Source organism: Streptococcus ratti FA-1 = DSM 20564 (genome assembly GCF_000286075.1).
In the GTDB taxonomy this organism is placed as follows: domain Bacteria; phylum Bacillota; class Bacilli; order Lactobacillales; family Streptococcaceae; genus Streptococcus; species Streptococcus ratti.
In genome coordinates this window covers 361,489-384,342 of the sequence record NZ_AJTZ01000005.1, presented here as the reverse complement: position 1 = coordinate 384,342, position 22,854 = coordinate 361,489, and the positions used below count along the sequence as shown (strand labels likewise).

20 protein-coding genes and 1 pseudogene are annotated in these 22,854 nt (G+C 40.6%); 4 read left to right on the top strand and 17 right to left on the bottom strand.

All coding sequences use genetic code 11. From position 1 onward, the window contains the following. Window positions 1-7: 7 nt before the first annotated feature. From SRA_RS03900 to SRA_RS03860, 9 genes are all read right to left on the bottom strand, one after another. Entirely contained in the window at window positions 8-1,231 is a 1,224-nt protein-coding gene (locus SRA_RS03900; RefSeq protein WP_003087887.1) for an ABC transporter ATP-binding protein, read from the bottom strand. After that, window positions 1,231-2,043 (bottom strand): ABC transporter permease, encoded by an 813-nt coding sequence (locus tag SRA_RS03895; protein ID WP_003087886.1) that lies wholly within the window; start codon window positions 2,041-2,043, stop codon window positions 1,231-1,233. Before SRA_RS03895 ends, SRA_RS03900 begins: the two co-directional genes overlap by 1 nt. 9 nt (window positions 2,044-2,052) lie before the next feature. Further along, window positions 2,053-3,006 carry a glycosyltransferase family 2 protein gene (locus tag SRA_RS03890; protein ID WP_003087884.1) on the bottom strand — a complete coding sequence of 318 codons (954 nt, stop codon included), beginning with the start codon at window positions 3,004-3,006 and terminating at the stop codon, window positions 2,053-2,055. After that, a complete protein-coding gene (gene cps2T, locus SRA_RS03885; protein ID WP_003087882.1) occupies window positions 2,996-4,150 on the bottom strand; it encodes a beta 1-4 rhamnosyltransferase Cps2T in 1,155 nt (384 codons plus the stop codon). The genes SRA_RS03890 and cps2T overlap by 11 nt, the downstream gene beginning before the upstream one ends. A gap of 137 nt (window positions 4,151-4,287) precedes the next feature. Further along, complete coding sequence (gene rfbD, locus SRA_RS03880) at window positions 4,288-5,142, bottom strand: dTDP-4-dehydrorhamnose reductase (protein WP_003087879.1); 855 nt, start codon at window positions 5,140-5,142, stop codon at window positions 4,288-4,290. Between the two features lie 80 nt (window positions 5,143-5,222). Continuing rightward, window positions 5,223-5,558, bottom strand: coding sequence for a metal-sulfur cluster assembly factor (locus tag SRA_RS03875; RefSeq protein ID WP_003087874.1), 336 nt, complete (start codon window positions 5,556-5,558; stop codon window positions 5,223-5,225). 14 nt (window positions 5,559-5,572) lie between these two features. Continuing rightward, window positions 5,573-6,688: an RNA polymerase sigma factor RpoD gene (gene rpoD / locus SRA_RS03870; protein ID WP_003087872.1), complete on the bottom strand. Its 1,116-nt coding sequence runs from the start codon at window positions 6,686-6,688 to the stop codon at window positions 5,573-5,575. 7 nt (window positions 6,689-6,695) lie between these two features. Then, a complete protein-coding gene (gene dnaG / locus SRA_RS03865; protein WP_003087870.1) occupies window positions 6,696-8,453 on the bottom strand; it encodes a DNA primase in 1,758 nt (585 codons plus the stop codon). Between the two features lie 179 nt (window positions 8,454-8,632). Beyond that, window positions 8,633-10,120 carry a hypothetical protein gene (locus SRA_RS03860; protein ID WP_003087867.1) on the bottom strand — a complete coding sequence of 496 codons (1,488 nt, stop codon included), beginning with the start codon at window positions 10,118-10,120 and terminating at the stop codon, window positions 8,633-8,635. Window positions 10,121-10,256: 136 nt separating this feature from the next. Between SRA_RS03860 and mscL the strand changes: the two genes are divergently transcribed. Beyond that, a complete protein-coding gene (gene mscL / locus SRA_RS03855; RefSeq protein ID WP_003087866.1) occupies window positions 10,257-10,637 on the top strand; it encodes a large conductance mechanosensitive channel protein MscL in 381 nt (126 codons plus the stop codon). Between the two features lie 279 nt (window positions 10,638-10,916). Here the strand turns inward: mscL and rpsU are convergent, their stop codons facing one another. From rpsU to uvrB, 8 genes and pseudogenes are all read right to left on the bottom strand, one after another. Beyond that, entirely contained in the window at window positions 10,917-11,093 is a 177-nt protein-coding gene (rpsU, locus tag SRA_RS03850; protein WP_000048058.1) for a 30S ribosomal protein S21, read from the bottom strand. A 147-nt stretch (window positions 11,094-11,240) separates the two neighbouring features. Further along, window positions 11,241-12,053, bottom strand: coding sequence for a transporter substrate-binding domain-containing protein (locus SRA_RS03845; RefSeq protein ID WP_003087862.1), 813 nt, complete (start codon window positions 12,051-12,053; stop codon window positions 11,241-11,243). 414 nt (window positions 12,054-12,467) lie between these two features. After that, window positions 12,468-13,283 carry a transporter substrate-binding domain-containing protein gene (locus SRA_RS03840; protein ID WP_003087855.1) on the bottom strand — a complete coding sequence of 272 codons (816 nt, stop codon included), beginning with the start codon at window positions 13,281-13,283 and terminating at the stop codon, window positions 12,468-12,470. A gap of 140 nt (window positions 13,284-13,423) precedes the next feature. Further along, the gene (locus SRA_RS03835; protein ID WP_003087850.1) at window positions 13,424-13,888 is read right to left on the bottom strand and encodes an 8-oxo-dGTP diphosphatase; all 465 of its coding nucleotides are present in this window, start codon (window positions 13,886-13,888) and stop codon (window positions 13,424-13,426) included. A gap of 50 nt (window positions 13,889-13,938) precedes the next feature. Then, window positions 13,939-14,829, bottom strand: a complete 891-nt coding sequence (locus tag SRA_RS03830) for a helix-turn-helix transcriptional regulator (protein WP_126417922.1) — start codon at window positions 14,827-14,829, stop codon at window positions 13,939-13,941. Window positions 14,830-15,152: 323 nt separating this feature from the next. Next, window positions 15,153-15,401, bottom strand: a pseudogene (locus SRA_RS03820) (hypothetical protein); the annotation flags it as partial. Between the two features lie 9 nt (window positions 15,402-15,410). Continuing rightward, window positions 15,411-15,542, bottom strand: coding sequence for a hypothetical protein (locus SRA_RS10485; protein ID WP_263641519.1), 132 nt, complete (start codon window positions 15,540-15,542; stop codon window positions 15,411-15,413). 32 nt (window positions 15,543-15,574) lie between these two features. After that, window positions 15,575-17,566 (bottom strand): excinuclease ABC subunit UvrB, encoded by a 1,992-nt coding sequence (uvrB, locus tag SRA_RS03815; RefSeq protein ID WP_003087840.1) that lies wholly within the window; start codon window positions 17,564-17,566, stop codon window positions 15,575-15,577. A gap of 158 nt (window positions 17,567-17,724) precedes the next feature. Between uvrB and SRA_RS03810 the strand changes: the two genes are divergently transcribed. The 3 genes from SRA_RS03810 (at window position 17,725) to SRA_RS03800 (ending at window position 22,779) form a co-directional block, all read left to right on the top strand. After that, complete coding sequence (locus tag SRA_RS03810; RefSeq protein ID WP_003087838.1) at window positions 17,725-19,917, top strand: ABC transporter substrate-binding protein/permease; 2,193 nt, start codon at window positions 17,725-17,727, stop codon at window positions 19,915-19,917. Further along, window positions 19,917-20,657, top strand: a complete 741-nt coding sequence (locus SRA_RS03805) for an amino acid ABC transporter ATP-binding protein (RefSeq protein ID WP_003087836.1) — start codon at window positions 19,917-19,919, stop codon at window positions 20,655-20,657. Before SRA_RS03810 ends, SRA_RS03805 begins: the two co-directional genes overlap by 1 nt. 622 nt (window positions 20,658-21,279) lie before the next feature. Continuing rightward, a complete protein-coding gene (locus tag SRA_RS03800) occupies window positions 21,280-22,779 on the top strand; it encodes an ATP-binding cassette domain-containing protein (RefSeq protein WP_003087832.1) in 1,500 nt (499 codons plus the stop codon). Window positions 22,780-22,854 lie beyond the last annotated feature (75 nt).

Below are 22,854 nucleotides of genomic sequence, written 5' to 3'. Positions count from 1 at the left end.
CCTTATCTTATCCAAACTGCCACTGACCATTGCGCTGATAAAGCCCGCTGGCTGAATCCAAAGCTGAAAGATCATCTGCTTCAATGTCATCACGGTGAACAACAATAATCGGTGTTTGCTTGGCATCAGAGAAGGCCAGCATCTGATTATCGTCATCACGAACAGTCACTTCCAATTTCAGTTTAATATCATTTAAATGCGCAATATCACATTCATAGACGACCGATTTATGACCGGCACCTGATGTTTTATAATCCATGGAATTGTCATTGTAAACCCAGATATTGCGGTCAATATCTGTCAATGACAAGGCAATATAGGTTGGAACATCATTGAGCACATCATAAGAAATCTCAAACCTAATCTTATCTTTAGGGGTCATAGGATTGTCAGACAGGAGCTTAACCGCCAAATGCTCAACATGCGTGACTTGTTCTTTATCGGCATCTGCCTCAATCATCTCACCACTGTCATCAACAACCTTGTCGGTATTGTCAAAACTGTATTGATTGGCAACATTGAAAGGTTCGCCATAAGCCTTGATCAAGCCATCATCAATTAAAACAGCCTTGTTGCAATACTTCTTAACAGCTGCCATGTCATGGGTCACAAGGATCGTCGTCTTGCCGCTTTCTTTTCTCTCCATAAAGTAGTCATTGCACTTACGTTGGAAAGCTTCATCACCGACAGCTAGAACCTCATCAAGAATCAGGATATCTCCCTGAGCCTTGATGGCAACCGAGAAAGCTAAGCGAACCTGCATACCGCTGGAGTAGTTTTTGAGCTTTTGATTCATGAACTCTTTGAGTTCAGCAAATTCCACGATATCGTCGTACATGGCGTCTACTTCTTCAGTTGAAAAGCCCAGCATAGCCCCGTTCATATAAACGTTCTCGCGGCCTGTCAACTCAGGATTAAAACCAACTCCCAGCTCAATAAAGGAAACCAGTTTCCCATCAATGCTGACAGAGCCTTTTTCAGGTACATAAATTTGTGAAATGATTTTTAAAAGCGTGGATTTTCCCGATCCATTTCGGCCGACAATTCCAAAGAAATCGCCCTTCTCCACTTCAAAATTGATGTCACGCAGAACATGCTGTTTCTTATAGCCTTTAACGCCTTTAAAACGGTTAACCAAAGTCGTACGCAAGCTGTTTGTTGATTCAACAGGCAGCTTAAAATACTTACTGACATGGTCAACTTTTACTGCAATATTATTTTTTTCTGTCATTATAGAATCTCCGCAAATCTCTTAGAACTACGATTGAAAACGACTAATCCTATGCCAAAAATAATAAAAGGCAGCACATAAGGAATAGCGTAATACCACCAGTGATTAATCAGCTGCCAGATGGTCAGATTGGCCTTGTCAATCAAAAGGTAACGCAGGTCTTGAATCATCTGCGCCAAAGGATTGAGCATGATGATTTTACCAGCAAGCACTCCCTTAGCTCCTTGATTAGTGATAAAGGTTAAAGGATAAATGATTGGCGTTGCATACATGCCAGCCTGCAGGATAACTTCCCAGATTTGGCCGATATCACGGAATTTAACATAGAGAGTTGCCAAGAGTAGCGCTACTCCCCAAGCCATGATAAAGAGCTCAAAAAAGAGCGGAATAGACAAAAGAGCTGACCAGCCGATGTGAACTCCGTTGACCAAGGCAAAAATCAGCACCACAATTAAATTGATACCAAAGTTAATCAAGGCTCCGCAGACTGCTGACAGTACAATGATAGATTTTGAAAAGTTCAGTTTACGCAGCAGATCACCGCGGGTTACGATAGAGACCATTCCCATGCTGGTTGCCTCGGTAAAGAAAGACCAGATAACGTTGGCCAAGAGCAGCGCCACAGCAAAATGCGGAACATCTCCGCCCAACCGCAGGAAACGGATAAAGACCATATACATGATCATAAACAGCAGCAAAGGTTTTAAAATTGACCAAAGGTAACCGATGACGCTGCCTTGATAGCGCAGTTTAAAATCTGTTTTAATAAGTTCTTTTAGTAGGATACGATTCTTCTTACTAAGTAAGTCCATGATATTCTCCTATGCCTGATAGCCATTTTTTAGATAGTGACTATAGCCGATTTTTGTTGTAATTAAGGTTTTAAAGATCAAGGTATGAAAAGCTCTGTTTTTAGCAAAGCCGTATTTTTTAAGGTCATGCCGTCTTTGCAGCCATGGCTGATTGAGCAGCTCAACATAAGCTGTCACCAACTGGCGCTTATCTTTTGGCAGATCCAAGTCTAATAAATACGCAGCTTGTTTTTGACTGGATGTGATCAGCCACCAATACTTGGCAAGCAGTTTATGGGGCTGCAGCCAATTTTTTAAACGCTTAGACCAGGTCCTCGCTCCCAGAACATTGCTCTCATGCTGACGATAAAGTTCTGTCGCAGCTTCCATGTAGACCAATTCTCCTAAAGCAGCAGCCAGCAATGCCAGATACCAGTCGTGCATAAGAATGCCATCGTAAACCTTCCATTTTTCAGCTAAAGTATGGTTAAACATGGCTGTACCGCCGGTTACTGTATTTTCTGTTAATTCCTGTAGCAGTGTCTGGTTTGCATGATGAGACTGTGTTTTAATCATGCTCTCATGCAAAACCTGCAGATGTTTATCAACAATCTTCAAATCAGTATAAACCATCAGAGGCTTCGCATTGTCATATTTTTGTGCTTCTGCCAAAGACAGTTCTAATTTATTAGGCAGCCAAATATCATCCTGGTCGCTTAAAAAGTAATAATCAGCCTTTTCATATTTAACTAGCGTATAAAAATTTTTAATCACACCGTAGTTAATACGCTCAGCAGCATTTATAAAATGAATACGGGAATCTTGCTGTGCAAAGTCTGCAATAATCTTTGGTGTGTCATCAGTTGAGCCGTCATCGCGGATCAGCAGTTTCCAATCTTTGAAGGTCTGCTGCTGAATGCTCCTAATTTGTTCTGCGATAAATTCCTGACCATTGTAGGCAGACATTACAATATTAATTTTCATGCAAAAATAAGTCCTCGTACTCTCCTACAATTTTTTTCCATGTGTAATGGCTGTGAACAATCTCTTTGGCTTTTTGACCATATTCTGAAAAATCAGCCTGTCTGTCAACCTGTTCAATCAAATGCGCAAGACTGCCTGTGTCTTTAGTCCAATAATAAGCGGCATCCCGTGCAACCGAGCGATTAAAATCAACACCTAAGACAAGGTTCAAGTCAGTATGGGCTAAGGCCTCCAGCAATCCGGGATTTGTCCCGCCAACTTCATGTCCGTGGATATAAGCGAAAGCATGCTCGCGAATATAGGTCAGTAAATCGCGGTCATAGACCGTCCCGACAAATTTAATGCGCGGATCCTTATCAAAAGCAGTCTTTTGCCTCAATTCTTCAAAATAGACATTTCCTTCATGGTTGCAGATAATGACTAAATCGCGTTTACTTGTCGATGTCATAAATTCTCGAATAGCCGTCTCATAGTTGTTTTCAGGTACAAAACGGCCAACAATTAAATAATAATCCTTGTTCTTAAGCCCCCACCGCTCGTAAAATTCTTGGACTTTAGGAACATCTGCACTCAGCCCGGATGGTGACGTATCAGTTCCATAGGCAATGAAAACGGTCTTTGACCAAGGATAGGTCCTTTTGATATAGTCTTCGATTCCAATATTATCTGAGATAACCAAGTCTGCCCACTTTGTCATGCATTTTTCAGCATATTTCAGATAAGACTGTACGGGACGAGACCATTTAGAACGGCGCCACTCTAATCCGTCTGGATTAATATAAAACTGCCCGCCTATCCCCTTAATCTTTTTAGCAAAAGGTGCCATAAAGGCGCCTATTGTATTGCCTAAAACATAAAAAATAGGGGCTGCAATACTTTGGGTCTTAATTAATTTTAAAGCGTAGCTAATGGCCATCATATCATAGGCAATCACTCTGGCAGGTCCTAATTTAGGAGCTTTGATTGTAAAACAATCAACATTCAGATAGGTAAAATGCTTATGGTGGTCAGTTTCACTGAGGCAGGCCACATGATAAATCAGCTCTTGTGACTGTTTATGCTTAACCAATTCTTCTACAAAAGTCTCGAAACCGCCGTATTTAGCCGGCAATCCTCGGCTTCCGATGATGAATACATGACGCAAACTCTATTCCCCCATTTTAACAATACAATCCATATCATTATAGCATATTTCACGGAATTTTGCGAAAAGAAACAGCAGGCTTAAACCTGCTGTCATTTACAATATTACAAAGATTTAATGAAGACGTTTTTGACACCTTATTTCTTCACATCTTGCTTATAAAACTCCTGCAGGGCTTCCTGCCAAGTTGGAATAACAAAACCGGTTGCTTTTGCTTTTTTTAAACTCATCGTTGAATTTAAAGGGCGCTTAGCTTTAGCCGGAAACTGACTGGAATCTACAGGTTTTACAACAACATCTGTATCTTTTAAGATTTCAAGGGCAAAATCATACCAAGTTGTATCTTCTGCGGCATCATTTGAAAGATGATAATAACCAAATTCTTTTTGATTTTCAGCCAAATAAGTCATAAACTCAGCCAAAGTACGGGTCCAGGTCGGACGGCCGTGCTGATCATTTACGACCGTCAGCGTATCATGGGTCTTAGCTAAATTTTGCATGGTAAAAACAAAGTTTTTTCCGTAATTGCCAAAAACCCAAGCCGTGCGGATAATATAGAAATGGCTGAGATATTTTTCAACGGCTTCTTCACCTAGGCGTTTGGTCCGGCCGTATTCTGTTTTTGGATCGGGCTGATCATCAACTTCCCACTCCTGACCGACAGGTTTTTGACCATTAAAGACATAGTCTGTCGATATATAAACCAAAGTTGAATCGTATTTTTCACAGGCTTTAGCAATGTTTTCAGTTCCTGTCACATTGATCGCATAGTCCAGCTCTTTGCCTTCATCTTCTGCAGCGTCAACAGCTGTATAGGCTGCGCAGTGATAAACAAGACTGGGCTGCACTTGTGAAAAAACCTCATCCACTTTGTCTGCATTCGTAATATCCATTTCTGCAACATCAACAGCCACATAGTCTTCATGGCGTTCGTCAAGCAGATGGCGTAATTCTGTACCCAACTGACCATTGCTTCCTGTGATTAAAATCATTCGTATTCTCCTTTAAAAATGCTTTGTCTCTATTTTACACTAGAAAAAATAAAAATTATCCTTTTTACGATGCAACAACCCTAACGAATCCCCAAAGCAATCCGTGCATAGCGGCTCATTTTGTCAACTGACCAGGCCGGTGACCAAACCAGTTTAACATCAACATCAAGAACCTCGGGCACGTCTTTTAAGGCATCGTAAATCTGATCCGTCAGCAAATCTGCCAAAGGACAGCCCATGGTAGTCAAGGTCATATCAATTTCAGTATGGCCTGAGTCATCAAAACGGATGTCATAGATAAGTCCTAGATTGACAATATCAATGCCCAATTCTGGATCAATAACCATTTCCAAAGCTTCAAGGATTCTGTCTTTAATTTTTGTGACTTCCTCGGGAGTATAGTTTGCTTCTGCCATAGTTCCCTCTCCTTTTAATCCTCTACAAAATCACGCAGCTGCTTGCTGCGGCTGGGATGGCGCAATTTGCGTAAGGCCTTAGCCTCAATCTGACGAATGCGTTCGCGAGTAACATTGAATACTCTGCCCACATCTTCCAGTGTACGCATCTTGCCATCATCTAAACCAAAACGCAGACGCAGAACATTTTCTTCCCGATCAGTCAGCGTATCAAGCACCTCGTCCAATTGTTCGCGCAGTACAACACGTGTTGTATAATCTACAGGATTTTCAATCACCTCGTCTTCGATGAAATCCCCCAGATGGCTGTCATCTTCTTCACCAATCGGTGTTTCCAGAGACACTGGTTCCTGAGCAATTTTCAGGATTTCACGAACCTTGTCTGGAGTCATATCCATCCGCTCTGCAATCTGTTCAGGCGTTGGATCCTGTCCCAGTTCTTGCAGAAGGTTGCGCTGCTCGCGTACTAATTTGTTAATCGTTTCCACCATGTGAACGGGGATACGAATCGTGCGGGCCTGATCCGCAATCGCACGCGTAATGGCTTGACGAATCCACCAAGTTGCATAGGTTGAAAATTTGAATCCCTTGGAGTAGTCGAACTTATCAACCGCCTTCATCAAGCCCATATTGCCTTCTTGGATAAGATCCAGGAACTGCATACCACGGCCAACATAACGCTTAGCGATGGAGACAACCAAACGCAGATTGGCTTCTGCCAAGCGCTGTTTGGCTTCAAGATCACCATTTTCAACTGCAATAGCTAATTCTTTTTCTTCTTCATTTGTCAAAAGAGGAACAACGCCAATTTCTTTCAAATACATACGTACAGGGTCATTGACCTTTGCAGAATTACTGCCCAGCAGTTCTTCATCAGTCAGCTCCTCAGGTTTAATCTCTTCAACAGCATACTTAGATGAAGGATTGCCGTCTTTGTCTGTAATAGAGATACCGCCGTCAGTCAAGCGTTCCAGCAGATCGTCAATTTGCTCGGCCTCCAGTCCAAAAGGGATAACGAGTTTTTCAGTAACTTCATCGTCAACAGCAACCCCTTCTTTTTTATGATTGCGAATAAAATCTGCCACTTGAACATTAAAGGTACTTGATGTTTTTTTACTACTACTTGCCATTTTTCCTCTATTCCATATTTCTTTTTTGAGCGATGAGAGCTGCCAAGCCCTCAACTGCAGTATCTATGTCTCCGTGATTACTGTTTTCACGGATGGTTTTGCTTTGTTTTCGCATCTCTTGCTGCTGCAAGTATTTATTTCGCCGGCTTTCCAGCTGTTTGATTTCACCCTCAGCAATCTCTTCAGGAAGATTTTCCTCTAAAACACGGTAATAGGCATTTTGAAGTTTCTCAGGAAGCTGAGACAAATCATAAGCATTCAATTCACCATTGGTTTTTAAAAGCTGATAAAGTTCCTGCAATTCCGGAGTCTCAAATTTAAAATCATCCCGATTGCGAAATTCATTCAGAAGGTAACCATGGTGAAGAATCCGGTGAAAGAGCTGACTTTCAGCCTTAGCCACAGCACTCAGATGCTTACTCATGGGCAGCTCTGCCCTGATTGGCTGACTGAGCGCCTGTTCGCTTCTTTGCGAGCGCGTTTGCAGGCGCTCATTATTAACCGCCTGCTCTACCTGCTGGTAATTGAAGTCCGGCAGACCTTCAGCCACCATATTGATATAGGTATTTTGGGCAGTAATTGAGGGGGAGGCTGCGATGATTTTCGCCATTTTCTCCACATAATCAATCTCTGCCTGCAGGTTATCAATATTTTCAGGTTTTAGATGATGGAGCCAAAACTCAACGCTGCTGATCCTTGCCTGTGTCAGCAGTTTCTTTAATTCTTCCGCAGAATTTTCCTTGATAAACTCATCGGGATCCATCTGACCGGGAATCCTGACGATTTCCACTGCCATATCCGATAAAATATCCAGAGATTTAGCAATAGCCTTCTGCCCGGCACTGTCACCGTCATAGGTCAGGATCACTTTTTTAGTGAATTTCTGCAAATGTTTCACATGCTCCGGCGTCAGCGCTGTACCCATAGAAGCAACAGCATTGCTGATTCCACAACGATAGGCAGCAATAACGTCCATGAAACCCTCCATAAGGTAAATTTCATGCTCTTTCTTTGCAGTTGCTTTGGCTCTGTCCAAATGATAAAGTTCATAAGATTTGTTGAAAACAGCCGTCGCACGTGTATTTTTATATTTTGCCTGTTTCTTGGCACTGTCAGCCTCTGTCCAAATCCGACCTGAAAAACCAACAATGTGGCCAAATTCATCCGTCAAAGGAAACATAATGCGATTCCTAAAAGCATCATAAACTGTATTGCTGTCGGACAGATTAAAAAGACCAGAGTTAATAATGGTATCTTCATCATATTTTTTCAGCATAGCCTGATAAAGATAATCATGTTCATCCGGAGCCAAACCTATCTTAAAATAATCAATCAACTCATCCGTCAGTCCCCTGTCATAAAGATACTGCCGGGCTGTTTCGCCTATCTTGGTCGTCTTTAAAATAGCCTGATAAAACTTGCTAGCAGCATCATTGATGTTAAAAAATCGTTGGTTGGGGTGCTCCTGCCTTGTTTCCTGACTCTTATCCTGAACCGTAATATTAATTCCAGCGCGGTCAGCAAGCACCTGAACACTCTCTAAAAAGCTGATATTGCGGTAGTCTTCTAAAAATTTAAAAACATCACCTGAGCGGCCGCAGCCAAAACAGTGAAAAAATTGCCTGTCTTCAATAACATTAAACGAGGGCGTCTTTTCTTTGTGGAAGGGACAAAGACCTAAATAATTGCGGCCAGCCCGTGAAAGACTGACAACTTCACCAATCACATCAACAATATTGACGCTGTTTTTAATGTCGTTAATCATTTCCTTATCAATAGCCAGAAATCATCACCTCCACATCAAAATCCCTATTTTAGCGTTGCTTTTCATTATAACATTTTTAGGACTTTTTGTAAATTAAAGAGGCACAAAAGCACCCTCTAAGCTTGATCTTTGTAATCAGCTTAGAAGGTGCCCTGTCAGAATTTTTTTAACAGCAGCAATTAGTCTATATCATTATCGTATACAGTACCTTTGCGTTCTAACTTTAGATGAACGGCTTTAAACAGCCAAAGCTTATCTTTCTCATTAACACTAATCCGGCCAACCAGAGTATTGCTAAAGACATTATTGTAAATCTTAATCGGCCCTACATCCGAGGAATGCTGACCAACGCTTCCGCTGTAAGCTTTAATATTGCCTTTGCTGTCATAATAAGGGACAAAGGAATTATCAGTAACAACAATATTTCGGCTGAGCTGTTTTTCTTTATTGTGACTGCTGTAATTAGGGTCAATTGCCTTGATTAAGCCGCCGTCCCATACACCGTTGTCACTTGAAGCATCTAACTGAATAGCCTCCGAATAATAATCGTGAAGGGAAGTATTAGCATCGATTTGCTTGGCATTAACCAGTTCTGGAGCATAGCCTGTGAACTGGTTTCCCTTAAAAGTGGAGTTTTGCAAGCCTCCCATGTCAAAAACGTGGCTGCCTTTTTTATGAACCATGGTAAAACTGTTGTTAAGAACCCGCCAATGATCGCCATGGTTGGCCATAATCATAAAATGGTTTCCCTTATCCAAATCGCTGGCCTTAATATTAAGGTTGCGCATGGTGAAATTTTTAACCCCATCAGTTGCCTTAGGCCCTGTTGCTAAGGCAAACCAGTAAGCCGCTCCTTCAACCAGAAGTGTCGTATTATCACCTCTGATTTCAGTGTTAGAAGCCAAGGTAAGGTAATCTTTGTTTGGTGTCTGATTGCCGATTTTAAATTTACCGCTGGGCAGGCCTAAAATGGTGCCTGGGTGCTCCTTAGCATAAGCAAAGGCCTGTCTCAAAACGTCGTTGTTTTGAGCAGCACTATTTTCTGCTTTTAGCTTAACTTGGTAAATAGTCTCCAAATCCCCTTCTTGGATGTCAGTGACCTTGCCGCCATCATCAAATGTAATGTCGTATTTATAGCCGCCGGCAGCACTGCTGTGATTATAAGAGACTTGGTCAACTCGGCCAGCCGATGTCTGATAATCAGACAAGCTGCGCCCTTTTAAGTTCTCTTTGGCAGACGATTTTAGCTTAACGACCTGCCCTTGATGGTAGGTTGACTTCTTAGTTTTGGCTAAATCACTTTCCCGAACGTGTTTGATGGTGCGTCCGTTATCAAATTTAATTTCATAGCTGTATGCTAATTTTCGCTGTGATGTCTCTGTCGATTTGACCTTCTTGATTGTTCCAATCCAATTTTGATAATCTGCCAGCTTTTTACCAGAACTTATTTGAACCTTTTGGCCGGAATCATATCGTGATTTCTGCTTCGCTTCCTTACTGACAAAAGGAAGGGCAATTCCGACAGGCTTTAGATTCAAGGTTCTGGCCAAAACCCTAAAAGAATTCGTTGCCGCCAGAAGCAAAACGGCCGACGAAACAAAAATAGCTAATGCGATGATTTCTCTTTTCCGAACTAGCCCCTTTCTCTTGTGTCTTCTGTTTTCCATTGTCTTCCCTTCAGAAAATATATTTTTTGCAGCATTACAATTTTACCATATTTTTGAAAAAAGTGAAGCACATATATTGTCAAATATCTCTTTTTCCCGTATAATAAGTAACTAATAATAGGAAAGGAAAAAAGAAATGATTAAAGAACTTAAAGAGTTTTTGTTCCGAGGAAGTGTTCTTGAACTTGCTGTAGCTGTTGTTATGGGGGCAGCATTCAATGCTATTATCACATCCTTCGTTTCAGACGTTATCACACCGCTCTTTCTGAATCCTGCTTTAAAAGCTGCTGGTGTAGACAAAATTGCTGACCTTTCATGGAACGGTGTTGCTTATGGTAATTTCTTAAGTGCTGTCATTAACTTCTTGATTGTAGGAACAACACTCTTTTTCGTTGTTAAAGCTGCCAATCATGCAATGGCTCTTACCAAAAAGACAGAAGAAGATACTGCTGAAGCTGAACCTACTGAAGTTGAACTGCTGGCAGACATTAAAGCCCTTTTAGAAAAACAAAAGTAAAAACATCAAGAAGCAATCACGATTAAACAATCGTTGAGCTGCTGCTTCTCTTTTTGAACAAAGACAGTCCTTGCTGTGCTGATTCCAATCGTTAGATTTTTCATCTGACTTTTGGGGACGGTTCAATATTGAGGCTGTCTTTTTTTATTGGCTGTTTTTAAAGACGCTTCCTGTTTAACAGTCCTTTTTTATTATGATATATCTAAAGAATATTTTAGCTGAATTGAAGGCAAAATAAAAAAACTGAAACTTTGTTTCAGCCTTTCACTAATAATCACTTTAGAATTTTTTACGTTTGCGAGCTGCTTCTGACTTACGTTTACGTTTTACAGAAGGTTTTTCGTAGAATTCACGTTTGCGTGATTCTTGAAGTGTACCAGCTTTAGTTACAGAACGTTTGAAACGACGAAGAGCATCGTCAAGTGATTCATTTTTACGCACTACAGTCTTTGACATGTATCTCACTCCCCTCAATTTCATTGTAACATTTACACGTTCTTAAACATTATACAAGAATGTTGAAATAAATGTCAAGACATTTTCAGGTTATTTTAAAATTTATTTTCACGACCGCTGAAAACCAAAGTCAAAATTAAGTCCCTTTTAGTCAATTTGCTGCCCGGTCAATTTAACTGCATCGCTGATAAACTGTTTATACTTACCTTCCTTTTTAAGCTTTTTAACAACCTTGTTAACTGTCTTAACTAATTTGCCGCTGTCCTTTGGCAGTGCAACGGCTTTGGCATCGCCTTCACCTGTTTTCAGGGCAACTTTCGCAAGAACAAGATCGCTGTTTTGAGAAATATAACCTTCTGCTACCGGTTTTTCCAAATCAATAGCATCAACTTGTCCTGATTTCAGTTCGTTAACAGCTTCACCCATGGAAGTCAGAGAAGTAATATTCGACTTCTTCAATTGGTCTTTTGCCAGTCCTTCTTCAATGGTTCCTTTTTGCACAGCAACCTTGGCCTTGTTGAAAGCAGCCAGCGATGTGTATTTATTAAAATCAGACTTTCTGACTAAGATAGCATTTTCAGTCTCGTAATAAGCATCTGAAAAATCATAAACCTTGGCACGTTCCTTAGTATAGGACAGACCGGAAATGGCGATATCAGCCTTTCCTGTCTTTAAACTGGAGAGAACATTGTCAAAACTCATGGATGAGATTTCCAATTTGACGTCCAGCTCATCAGCAATCGCCCTAGCCAGTTCGATATCAGCGCCGACAACGGTATCTTTCCCGTCAATCAGAGCCTTGAATTCAAAGGGAGCATAGTCCGGACTGACAGCAACAACAATTTTCTTCTTCTCTTTCACTTTATCCTGCATGTCTTTTGCATTTGAAGCGCCGCAGGCAGTCAGAGCAATCACAGCCAAAAGGCTTAAGCAAGTCAGCAATAATTTTTTTAATGTCATTTTTTCTCTTTTCTATTTGATAAGTCTGTTATAACATTTATAACCTTTATTAATCAAAATCTCCCAAACACTGAGGTAATTTTGATAGAGCCCATTTAAAAATATCCTTTCTTGGTGTACCAGCCAAAAAACGCCTCCATGATCAAAGCTGAGACAGACACACCGGTAATAGCATAGAGAGCCTCCTTTTCATGAATATTCAGCCATTCTTCCACTCTAAAACGTGAATTCCAGTATGACTTCCTTATTTTTCCTACTAATGATAATACTTAATAAATAGGTACTTGTCAATGCCAAGAAATTAAGGACAGGCAAGTCAGGCTGCCATTAATTAAAAACCTTCAGCAGATCCGCAAGCACCTGCCGAAGGGTATCGTGATAGTTCATGAAAGTTTATCTCAAAAAAGCATTTTCTTATTCTTTGCTGGAAACAGATAAGTTATAGGCCTCTTTGACAAAAGCATCAATTTTGTTAGATTTCTTAAGCTTCTTGATGACCTTATCCACCCTTTTCTTAAGAGAGGTGCTTCCCTTAGGCATGGCAACAGCATAAGAATCAGATGCTCCGGATTTTAATTTGATTTGGGCAATAGCCAAATCGCTGTTTTTAGCAACATAGCCTTCTGCAATCGGCTTTTCTAAAACAACGCCGTTAACTTGGCCAGATTTTAATTCGTTAATCATTTCACCATTTTGAACGAGAGAGATAATTTTAGCACCTGTCAATTGTTTCTTGGCAACATCTTCCTGAATGCTTCCCTTTTGAGTGGCTACGGAGAGACCCTTCAGGGAATCAGTTTTCTTATATTTTGCCAACTCAGATTTTTTGACAATCACCACATTAACAGATTCGTAATAAGTTTCTGAGAAATCATAAACCTTTTGACGCTCTTTGGTTGCCGAAATGCCTGAAATAGCAATATCAGCCTTACCTGACTGAACACTTGACAGGACATTGTTAAAAGACATGGCTGAAAATTCTACTTTTACACCCAATTCTTTGGCAATAGCCTTAGCAATCTCAACATCTGCTCCGACGATGGTATCTTTGCCATTAACCAATGTCTTGAATTCAAACGGAGCGAACTCAGGATTCATGGCAACAACAAGCTTCCCTTTGTCTTCGATCTTTTTTACAGAATCATCCTTGGATGAAGAGCTGCAGGCAGCAAGACTGATCAGCGATAAAGCGGTAAGAGCTCCTACTAAAACTTTTTTAACTATTTTCATAACAATCCTCAATTTCTAATTTTATTAAGATAGGATTATTATATTTCATATTTATGCATTTGTCAAGCATTTTTTTATAAAAATCCAAAAACATTATATCTTAGTCCACTTCGCTATTAGCTTAAACAGCTAAAAAACTATTACCAAAATTCTCTGACAAAGTCATCCTGCAAACGCTCACTGTAAAAAAGTTCCGAGAGCTCATCTTCCTCAAAGACGCGCAGCAAATTGAGCAAATCATAAGCCAGATTTATATGAGGCAATTCTTCACGCGCTATCCAGCGCACTTCTCCCTCCTCCGATGAGCGAATTTCCCCTTTAAATTCGTGAGTTCGATACAAAAAGACAAGATAACGAATACCTTCTTTGGTATGCCAGTGCTTCATGCCAACCAAACTGGGATTGGCAATGGTCAGGCCGGTCTCTTCAAAAATCTCACGAACAACCGAAGCGTGCAGAGATTCTCCAGCTTCGACATGCCCGCCGGGCAGAGCAGCTCCTGACCAAGTGTAGCGCTTAGGGTCGCGAAACTGTATAAGAATATTACCCTTTCCATCTTCAACTAAGCACATATTGGTTAGAATGACCTTTTCTGAACGGGACATAGAAAACTCCTTCATGTTTTTAATAATATCCATTATGAGATAGTTAGCATTCAATCATTTAAATTTCTTGAAATAACCAGTTCGCTTTTAAAACCATTTAATTCGAGGATATTTTCACAATCTTGGATAGAAAAGTCATCGCTTGTTTTCCCATTTTCTTCAAAGAATATTTTGGTGGCAAGCCCTTTTTTAACAGCTTGGAAAACATAATCTCTAGGCACTTGAATCTTGGATGTTGCCGAAAGCTGATTGAGAGCAATCTCACCTTGATGAGACAAAATCTTAACAAACATATCAAGATTACTGTCAAATTCCATTGCGCCGACACCGCCATCAACAGTAATCGCTGAAACTTTTCCGCTCAGTTCAAAACGATGACTGCAAATATTAGTCAGCAGCAATTCTTGAGCGTTGACTGCAAGTTCTATTTTCCCAAGGTATTTTTCCGGCAGGAGGATTTCAATTCTTAAATTTTCCTTGGCAATAGCTTCTGTCATATCCCCCAGCCTATTTAAATCAATATCAATGCTATTTTTAACATCGTCAATTTTAATTTTAAAGAATTCTTCCAACTGATTTAAGTTATTGCTGAGAAGCTTGACCTTAACTTTTTCGCTCTCTATAGCTTGCAGACTAACCTGATAGGCACCGCCTAAGTGCATATCAAAATCTTTTTTTCCATCAATATCATATTCCGTACTGCTTTCATAACGAAAATCTTTCGATTGTCCATTTGCTTCTTTTCCAAAGAGTAGTTGGTCTATTGAGATCTGAAAGAAGTCAGAAAGAGCCATTAAATTGGCAATGTCTGGTGTTCCTGCTCCCGATTCCCACTTGGTAATAGCTTGTCTGGAAATATGGAGTTCCTCTGCTAATTTCTCTTGCGATAACCCTAATTGTTTACGATAATCACGCAAGCGTGCTTCAAATGTCATCTTCATTTTCCTCCTAAAAATCATTTGTTGCTGATGAACACTCCAAGTTTAATCAAAAGAAAGAAGGCAAACAAGCAACTACTGATAACATTCACCAAAACTATCGCTACTTTCCGTAGCATTTTGCATAATTCCTTTATTTCACAGTGTTTTCCACCTATTTGCAAAAACATTTTTTTGATGCTAAAATGCTTCTCTAAGCCATCACAAAATAAAATAGTAAATGAAGGAAAATCAGCCAGTGCAGGGTCTGCGTTTTTTCCCTCAAATAAGTAAAAAGCATAGCCATTACAAAAGTCAAGACGACCATCATGGGTTGGTTGCAAGGTAAAGAAAATGTCCCGATGTAAACAAGAGCGGGAGAAAGACAATTAGCCACCTAAAAGATATTTCTTCTGCAAATACTGCTGCAAAAGACCAAAAGTAAGGTATTCCTGCCAGAAAACCGATACTGTTGTGAACAATAAATAATAGCTTACCGGAAAATCTTTCCAATGATAATGCCAAGGCGGGCTGACAGCAGCTAAAATCAAGATGGCGCAGAGCCAGAGAATCCGTTTTTGCCTAACTTGAAACATTTCCCTAGTTCAATCCTGATGCGTATAGACGGCTACTGCTAATCCTATAAAATTCAAGAGACTGCCTACAATAATCATGCCTTTTTCACCAAAGTATTTGCTGAATAAATCATGTTTGCTGAGTGTTATTAAATAACTCATTCTTTTAACTTAAAGAATTCTTTTCATCTTATTTAATCCATAGCCTTGAGCTCCAGCACCATATCGCGGATCTCGGCAGCCAGCTCAAAGTCAAGCAGCTCGGCGGCTTCCTGCATTTGTTTTTGCAGCTTTTTGATAGTTTCTTGGCGTTCAGATTTGGTCATAGCATTGTAATCAATGGTTTCTTCTGTTACATCGCTGCCCGTTGATTTGCTGATGGCGATAAGGTCGCGGATATCTTTCTTGATGGTTTGCGGAATAATGCCGTGTTCTTCGTTGTAGGCCATTTGAATTTGACGGCGGCGGTGGGTCTCATCAATAGCATTTTGCATGGACTGAGTCATGGTGTCAGCATACATGATAACATGACCCTCGCTGTTACGGGCAGCCCGGCCAATGGTCTGGATAAGACCGCGTTCATTGCGCAGGAAGCCTTCCTTGTCCGCATCAAGGATAGCTACTAAGCTGACCTCTGGGACGTCAATTCCTTCGCGCAGCAAATTAATCCCTACAAGCACATCAAAAACGCCCAGACGCAGGTCACGGATAATCTCAGTACGTTCCAAGGTCTTGATGTCTGAGTGCATATATTTGACCTTGACCCCCATTTCCTTGAGATAGTCCGTCAGGTCTTCTGCCATCTTCTTAGTCAGAGTTGTGACAAAGACCCGCTCACCCTTTTCGGCACGCCTAGTAATTTCGCCCAACAAATCATCCATCTGCCCCATGGTCGGCCGTACTTCTACTTCCGGATCCAAGAGACCAGTCGGACGAATAATTTGCTCAATGACCGTGTCTGTCTGCGCAAGTTCGTAATCTCCCGGCGTTGCTGAGACATAGACAATCTGATGAACATGACTTTCAAATTCTTCCCGGCGCAAGGGACGGTTGTCCAAGGCACTCGGAAGACGAAAGCCGTAATTGACCAGCATCTCTTTACGCGAGCGGTCGCCATTATACATTCCCTTAATCTGTCCCATGGTCATGTGACTTTCATCGACCATGATCAGAAAATCTTCAGGGAAAAAGTCTAAAAGCGTATAAGGCGGCTCACCTTCAGTTCTGCCGTCCATATGGCGGGAATAGTTTTCAACACCATTGGTATAGCCCATTTCCCGCAGCATTTCGATGTCGTAGTCGGTTCTTTGTTTTAATCGCTGCGCTTCTAAGAGCTTGCCCTCTGATTCAAAGAGTCTGAGCTGCTCTTTGAGCTCCTCTTGGATTCTTGCAATAGCAATCTCCATGTGCTCGTCATTGGTCATGAAATGAGTGGCCGGGAAGATAGCTAGGTGGTCAACCTCACCGAGAACACGGCCGGTTAGACTTTCAATTTCACGAATGCGATCAATTTCATCGCCGAAAAATTCGATACGAAAGGCGTGTTCATCACGGCTGGCTGGAAAAATCTCCACCACATCACCGCGCACACGAAAGCGACCGCGCTGAAAATCAATATCATTACGCTCAAACTGAATAGCCACCAAGTCATTTAAGAGCCGGTCACGAGAAATCTCCTGCCCGGGCCGCAGGCTGACAACACTGTCAGCGTATTCCTTAGGCGAACCTAAACCGTAAATGCAAGAAACAGATGCGACAACAATGACATCATTGCGCTCAAGCAAGGATGATGTTGCTGAGTGGCGGAGTTTGTCAATCTCATCATTGACTGAACTATCTTTTTCAATATAGGTATCACTGGACGGCACATAAGCTTCTGGCTGGTAATAGTCGTAGTAAGATACAAAGTACTCAACGGCATTATCAGGGAAAAATTCCTTAAATTCCCCGTAAAGCTGACCAGCAAGCGTCTTATTATGGGCGATGACCAAGGTCGGTTTGTTGACCCTTTGAATAACCTGGCTCATGGTATAGGTCTTGCCTGTACCGGTTGCTCCCATCAGGATCTGTGCTTTCTCACCGCCTTCGATATTATCCACCAAAGCTTCAATAGCCTCTGGCTGATCTCCTGATGGTTGGTATTTAGAAACTAATTTAAATCTATTGTTTTCAACTTTATCAATCATGTTTTTACCTCTTTTTCATTCTAACATATTCTGATAAAAAATTAAGAGCGAAAAGCCTCACTGTGTATGTCAGAAAACCTGACACATTAATATCTTAAAGTTTGCTTAAATACCTAATGTTTGGTATAATAAAGTAATTTTTATTAAGGAGTACGAACATGAAGCGAAAGATAATTGCTCTTATGACAGCATTTTTAACACTGGCTTTTATGTTTGGCGCAAAAGTTTCTGCTGATACGATTAAGATTGTTTCAGACTCCACTTATGCACCATTTGAATTTAAGGACAGTGACCAAGTTTACAAGGGCATTGATGTAGATATTATTAAAAAAGTGGCTGAAATCAGCGGCTGGGATTATAAGATGACCTTTCCTGGCTTTGATGCGGCGGTCAATGCCGTTCAGTCCGGTCAGGCAGATGCCCTGATGGCAGGAACAACTGTTACTAAAGAGCGTAAGAAGGTCTTTACTTTTTCAGATACCTACTATGATACTAAAATTGTCATCGTTACCCGCAAAAAGGACAAAATTACCAAATACAGTCAGCTAAAAGGAAAAACCGTTGGTGTTAAAAACGGAACAGCAGCGCAAAGTTTCCTTGAAAAAAATAAGGATAAATACGATTTTAAGATTAAGTCCTTTGACACTGGCGATTCTATGTACAACAGCCTAGAGTCGGCTTCTGTTGATGCGGTTATGGATGATAAACCCGTTGCTCAATACGCTATCAGTCAGGGGCAAAATCTCCGTATCGAAATGGACGGCGAACCTATCGGCAGCTTTGCCTTCGCCGTCAAAAAAGGCAGCAAGTATGAATACCTCATCAAAGATTTCAACAAAGCCTTAAAGCAAATGAAGGCTGATGGTACTTATGATGAAATCATGAACAAGTGGATTTCTTCTAAGTCTGCTTCTGCTGATACCAGTAAATCTCAAAGTACTGGTACTGGCAATGCCAAAGCAAAGGCAAAACCTGTTAAAAGCAGCTATAAGATTGTCATGGATTCTTCCTTTGCACCATTTGAATTCCAAAATGATGCTGGTAAATACGTTGGAATTGATGTCGAGCTGATTAAGGCCATTGCTAAACAGCAGGGCTTTAATATCAAAACCGAAAATCCTGGTTTCGATGCAGCTCTCAATACTGTCCAAGCCAGTCAGGCAGACGCCGTTATGGCGGGGATGTCTATTACCGATGAGCGCAAGAAAATTTTCGATTTTTCAGATCCTTACTACACTTCAAATACCTTGCTTGCTGTCCGTAAAGGAAGCGACGTAGTGTCTTACAAGGATTTAAAAGGCAAAAAAGTGGGTGCCAAAAACGGAACTGCTTCTTACGCCTTTCTGGAAAAAAACAAAGATAAGTATGGTTATTCCTTGAAATCATTTGATGAAGCTTCAACCATGTATGATAGTCTGAATTCCGGTTCTATCTATGCACTCATGGATGATGAAGCTGTGCTTAAATACGCTATCCAGCAAGGACGTCATTTTGAAACACCGATTCCGGGTGAAAAATCTGGCGAATATGGCTTTGCCGTTAAAAAAGGCAATAATCCTGAGCTCATTCAAATGTTTAACAACGGTTTGGCAGCCCTAAAAAAATCAGGTCAGTACGATAAAATTATCAATAAATACCTGTCTGATGATAAGCAAAAGGATAAATCAGAATCAGCTGTCAATGAATCAACCATTTGGGGCTTGATTACCAACAATTATAAACAGCTCTTATCCGGCCTTGGAACAACCCTGAGTTTAGCCCTTCTTTCATTCGGTCTTGCTCTGATTGTCGGCATTCTCTTTGGTATGATGAGTGTCAGCCCTTACAAAGCATTGCGTGTTATTGCTGCCATTTTTGTTGATGTCGTGCGCGGTATTCCGCTGATGATTGTCGCGGCCTTTATCTTCTGGGGAATTCCTAACCTGATTGAGTCTATTACCGGCCACCAAAGTCCAATCAACGACTTCGTAGCAGGTACCATCGCTCTGACTCTAAATGGCGGTGCTTATATAGCTGAAATTGTCCGCGGCGGTATTGAAGCTGTTCCAATTGGGCAAATGGAAGCCAGCCGCAGTTTGGGTATTTCCTACAAGACAACCATGCAAAAAATTATTTTGCCGCAGGCCTTTAAAATGATGCTGCCCAACTTCATCAATCAATTTGTTATCTCGCTTAAAGATACAACCATTATCTCAGCCATCGGACTGATTGAGCTTTTCCAAGCCGGCAAAATTATCATCGCCCGCAACTACCAATCATTCCGCATGTATGCCATTCTTGCTTTGATGTATCTTGTAATCATTACACTCTTGACACGCCTGGCAAAACGCTTAGAAAAGAGGATTAATTAATGACTGATTTAAAAATTGATGTTCAGGATTTGCATAAATCTTTCGGACAAAACGAAGTCCTCAAGGGCATTGATGTGCAATTTAATGAGGGAGATGTTGTCTGTATCATCGGGCCTTCAGGGTCAGGAAAGTCAACCTTTCTTCGTACCTTGAATCTTCTTGAAACAGTTACCAGTGGAAAAGTAATTGTAGATGGTTATGAATTATCAGACCCATCTACCAATGTTGATAAAGCTCGTGAAAATATCGGCATGGTCTTCCAGCACTTCAATCTTTTTCCGCACATGACTGTCCTTGACAATATTACTTTTGCTCCGATTGAACTAGGCAAAGAATCTAAGGAAGAAGCTCAAAAACACGGCATGGAACTTTTGGAAAAAGTCGGACTGTCTGACAAGGCTCAAGCCTACCCGGACAGCCTGTCAGGTGGACAAAAACAGCGTGTGGCTATCGCTCGCAGTCTGGCCATGAATCCCGATATCATGCTTTTTGATGAGCCAACATCGGCTCTTGACCCTGAAATGGTCGGTGATGTTCTCAACGTTATGAAGGACTTAGCTGAACAAGGCATGACCATGCTGATTGTAACCCACGAAATGGGATTTGCTCGTAAAGTTGCCAACCGCGTTATCTTTACTGACGGCGGTGAATTCCTCGAAGACGGCACACCAGAACAAATCTTCGACAACCCACAACACCCGCGCCTAAAAGACTTCTTGGATAAGGTGTTGAATGTGTAACTGAGTAAGAAAACTTAACAGCTGAAAACTTAACAGCTAAAGCTGTTAGTTTTCCACAAGGCTGAGACAAAAAGTTCTCAAGCTCTTCTGTTATCTAGTTACAATTGCAAAGCGCAGTGGTTGAGTGGGTTCTAATGCGCTGATAAATCAGCTTTTACAACCCTACTCAACTTTGCGGGGGTGAGACGACGAAATCAAGTTTCTACGAAACTACTAATTTCTGTCTCACTCCCTAACTCACTTATTAGCAAAAGGAGCAGGTTATTATCGAACCTACTCCTTTTGCGTCATAACCTTTTTATATAGGTCGGATGCTAAAACATCTCGACCTTTTACGTTACCTGCTGTTAGTACTACCTACTATAACCTTTGACTTTTATAGCACCTTTTGATAAACTAATATCAAATTAACATTCAGGAGGAAAAGGAGCAATGAACAACTAAGAACAGAATTTTTGATACTACCATATCAAGTTTTGTTTTTAGTGTGCTCTTAATTCATTTTCAATTCCAATTACTGGTCGTTTGTTACCATTATTGGGTTGCTTTTTGATTTGATAAAACTGAGCCTCACTCTCTACTTGATCTGGTAGAGAGTTTTTTTATTGAAAGTGAGGTTCTTATGCTGCAGATTAATCATTTAACAATTACACATCTTAAAGACTTAAGACAGCTAATTTCTGATTTAAATGTAATCGTCAATTCTGGAGATAAATTAGCTATTATTGGCGAAGAGGGTACTGGGAAGTCAACACTTTTAAAGGCTATTTTGTCTCCAAAACTAATTGACAACTACAGTATCCTTGAGGGAAAAATTGACAATCATTTTCCCAAAATTGGATATTTACCACAAGCTTTGTCACAAAAACAAGAAAAGATGACAGTTTCAGAATTTCTTTATGATGATTTAGATTATGTTAGCTTCGATTTCAATGCTTTTTATCAAATGGCTGCGCGATTAGATTTGGATATTCAAATCTTAGAAAGTAGAAATCAGACTTTGAAAAGCTTATCTGGCGGAGAAAAATTAAAACTGCAACTGGCTAAATTAGCTGGTAAAAATAATGATTTACTCCTGCTAGATGAACCCTCTAGCGACCTTGATGCGCAGGCAATTAATACTTTACAAGCATTCATTCAATCATCTGACAAGACAATTATTTTTATCTCTCATGATGAAGCTCTGCTAGAAAAAACTGCTACCGCTATTCTACACCTTGAGTTAATAAAGCGTCGTCAAGTTGCTCGCGCAAGCTATTTTTCAGGAAATTACACAGACTATATGACTTATCGTCACAAAGCTTACACCAAACAACTGGGACAAGCCAAAAATGACCGCCGTATGAAAGCTAAAAGAGACGCTAAAATGCAACGGCTTCATCAGGCGGCGCAATATAATGTGCGAAATACTCATGATAGCACTATGGGGAGATTAGCGGCTAAAAAGATGAAAAATGTCTTATCCCTTGAAAAACGCTATGCCAAAGAAGAGGAAAAAATGACCGATTTTCCTGAAGAAATGGATAGTATAAAACTATTTTTTGATGATATTGTCCCTCTCGATAAAAAGAAAAAACTTCTGTCTTGGGACAATCATGATTTATCAACTGGCCAAAAAGTCAGTTTAACCATTTTAGGTCAAGATAAACTGGTGATTACTGGGAGAAACGGTAGCGGAAAAACACGTCTGCTCACACAAATTTACCAAGAGCTAGATAAAAATCATTTTTCAATCGGTTATATGCCACAAGATTACGATAGTGTTTTTCACAAAGAAATGACCGCTTTAACATTTTTAACACAGGTATCAGACAGCGAAAAAGCTCGAACACTCCTTGCCAGCCTTCAATTTACAAGACAAGAAATGGAACACTGCGTCCTTGAGCTTTCAGGTGGGCAAAAAGCAAAATTATTCTTAGCACGTATGGTTTTAGCCCAAAATCATATCTTAATTCTTGATGAGCCGACAAGGCATTTTTCACCAACTAGTCAGCCATTAATCAGAGAACTTTTAAGAAATTTTAAGGGCTGTATTATCAGTGTTTCTCACGATAGAAAATTCATTGATGACGTTGCTAATCTGCGTTATCAATTGACTGACAAAGACCTTCAAAAATACTAAAAAAACTGTCCAGTGGACAGTTTTTTCATGAGCCTAAAAATTGAAAAGCGAGTTTTATGCAGGTAAGTAAGGCAA

Excerpts from the sequence above, each read along its gene's own strand:
- SRA_RS03835 (WP_003087850.1), bottom strand. The coding sequence starts at position 13,888 with ATGTCCCGTTCAGAAAAGGTCATTCTAACCAATATGTGCTTAGTTGAA.
- SRA_RS03900 (WP_003087887.1), bottom strand. The coding sequence starts at position 1,231 with ATGACAGAAAAAAATAATATTGCAGTAAAAGTTGACCATGTCAGTAAG.
- rpoD (WP_003087872.1), bottom strand. The coding sequence starts at position 6,688 with ATGGCAAGTAGTAGTAAAAAAACATCAAGTACCTTTAATGTTCAAGTG.
- SRA_RS03805 (WP_003087836.1), top strand. The coding sequence starts at position 19,917 with ATGACTGATTTAAAAATTGATGTTCAGGATTTGCATAAATCTTTCGGA.
- SRA_RS03860 (WP_003087867.1), bottom strand. The coding sequence starts at position 10,120 with ATGGAAAACAGAAGACACAAGAGAAAGGGGCTAGTTCGGAAAAGAGAA.
- SRA_RS03895 (WP_003087886.1), bottom strand. The coding sequence starts at position 2,043 with ATGGACTTACTTAGTAAGAAGAATCGTATCCTACTAAAAGAACTTATT.
- SRA_RS03890 (WP_003087884.1), bottom strand. The coding sequence starts at position 3,006 with ATGAAAATTAATATTGTAATGTCTGCCTACAATGGTCAGGAATTTATC.
- SRA_RS03840 (WP_003087855.1), bottom strand. The coding sequence starts at position 13,283 with ATGAAAATAGTTAAAAAAGTTTTAGTAGGAGCTCTTACCGCTTTATCG.
- SRA_RS10485 (WP_263641519.1), bottom strand. The coding sequence starts at position 15,542 with ATGAGTTATTTAATAACACTCAGCAAACATGATTTATTCAGCAAATAC.
- mscL (WP_003087866.1), top strand. The coding sequence starts at position 10,257 with ATGATTAAAGAACTTAAAGAGTTTTTGTTCCGAGGAAGTGTTCTTGAA.
- SRA_RS03875 (WP_003087874.1), bottom strand. The coding sequence starts at position 5,558 with ATGGCAGAAGCAAACTATACTCCCGAGGAAGTCACAAAAATTAAAGAC.
- dnaG (WP_003087870.1), bottom strand. The coding sequence starts at position 8,453 with ATGATTAACGACATTAAAAACAGCGTCAATATTGTTGATGTGATTGGT.
- SRA_RS03830 (WP_126417922.1), bottom strand. The coding sequence starts at position 14,829 with ATGAAGATGACATTTGAAGCACGCTTGCGTGATTATCGTAAACAATTA.
- SRA_RS03800 (WP_003087832.1), top strand. The coding sequence starts at position 21,280 with ATGCTGCAGATTAATCATTTAACAATTACACATCTTAAAGACTTAAGA.
- rpsU (WP_000048058.1), bottom strand. The coding sequence starts at position 11,093 with ATGTCAAAGACTGTAGTGCGTAAAAATGAATCACTTGACGATGCTCTT.
- SRA_RS03810 (WP_003087838.1), top strand. The coding sequence starts at position 17,725 with ATGAAGCGAAAGATAATTGCTCTTATGACAGCATTTTTAACACTGGCT.
- SRA_RS03845 (WP_003087862.1), bottom strand. The coding sequence starts at position 12,053 with ATGACATTAAAAAAATTATTGCTGACTTGCTTAAGCCTTTTGGCTGTG.
- uvrB (WP_003087840.1), bottom strand. The coding sequence starts at position 17,566 with ATGATTGATAAAGTTGAAAACAATAGATTTAAATTAGTTTCTAAATAC.
- rfbD (WP_003087879.1), bottom strand. The coding sequence starts at position 5,142 with ATGATTTTAATCACAGGAAGCAATGGTCAGTTGGGTACAGAATTACGC.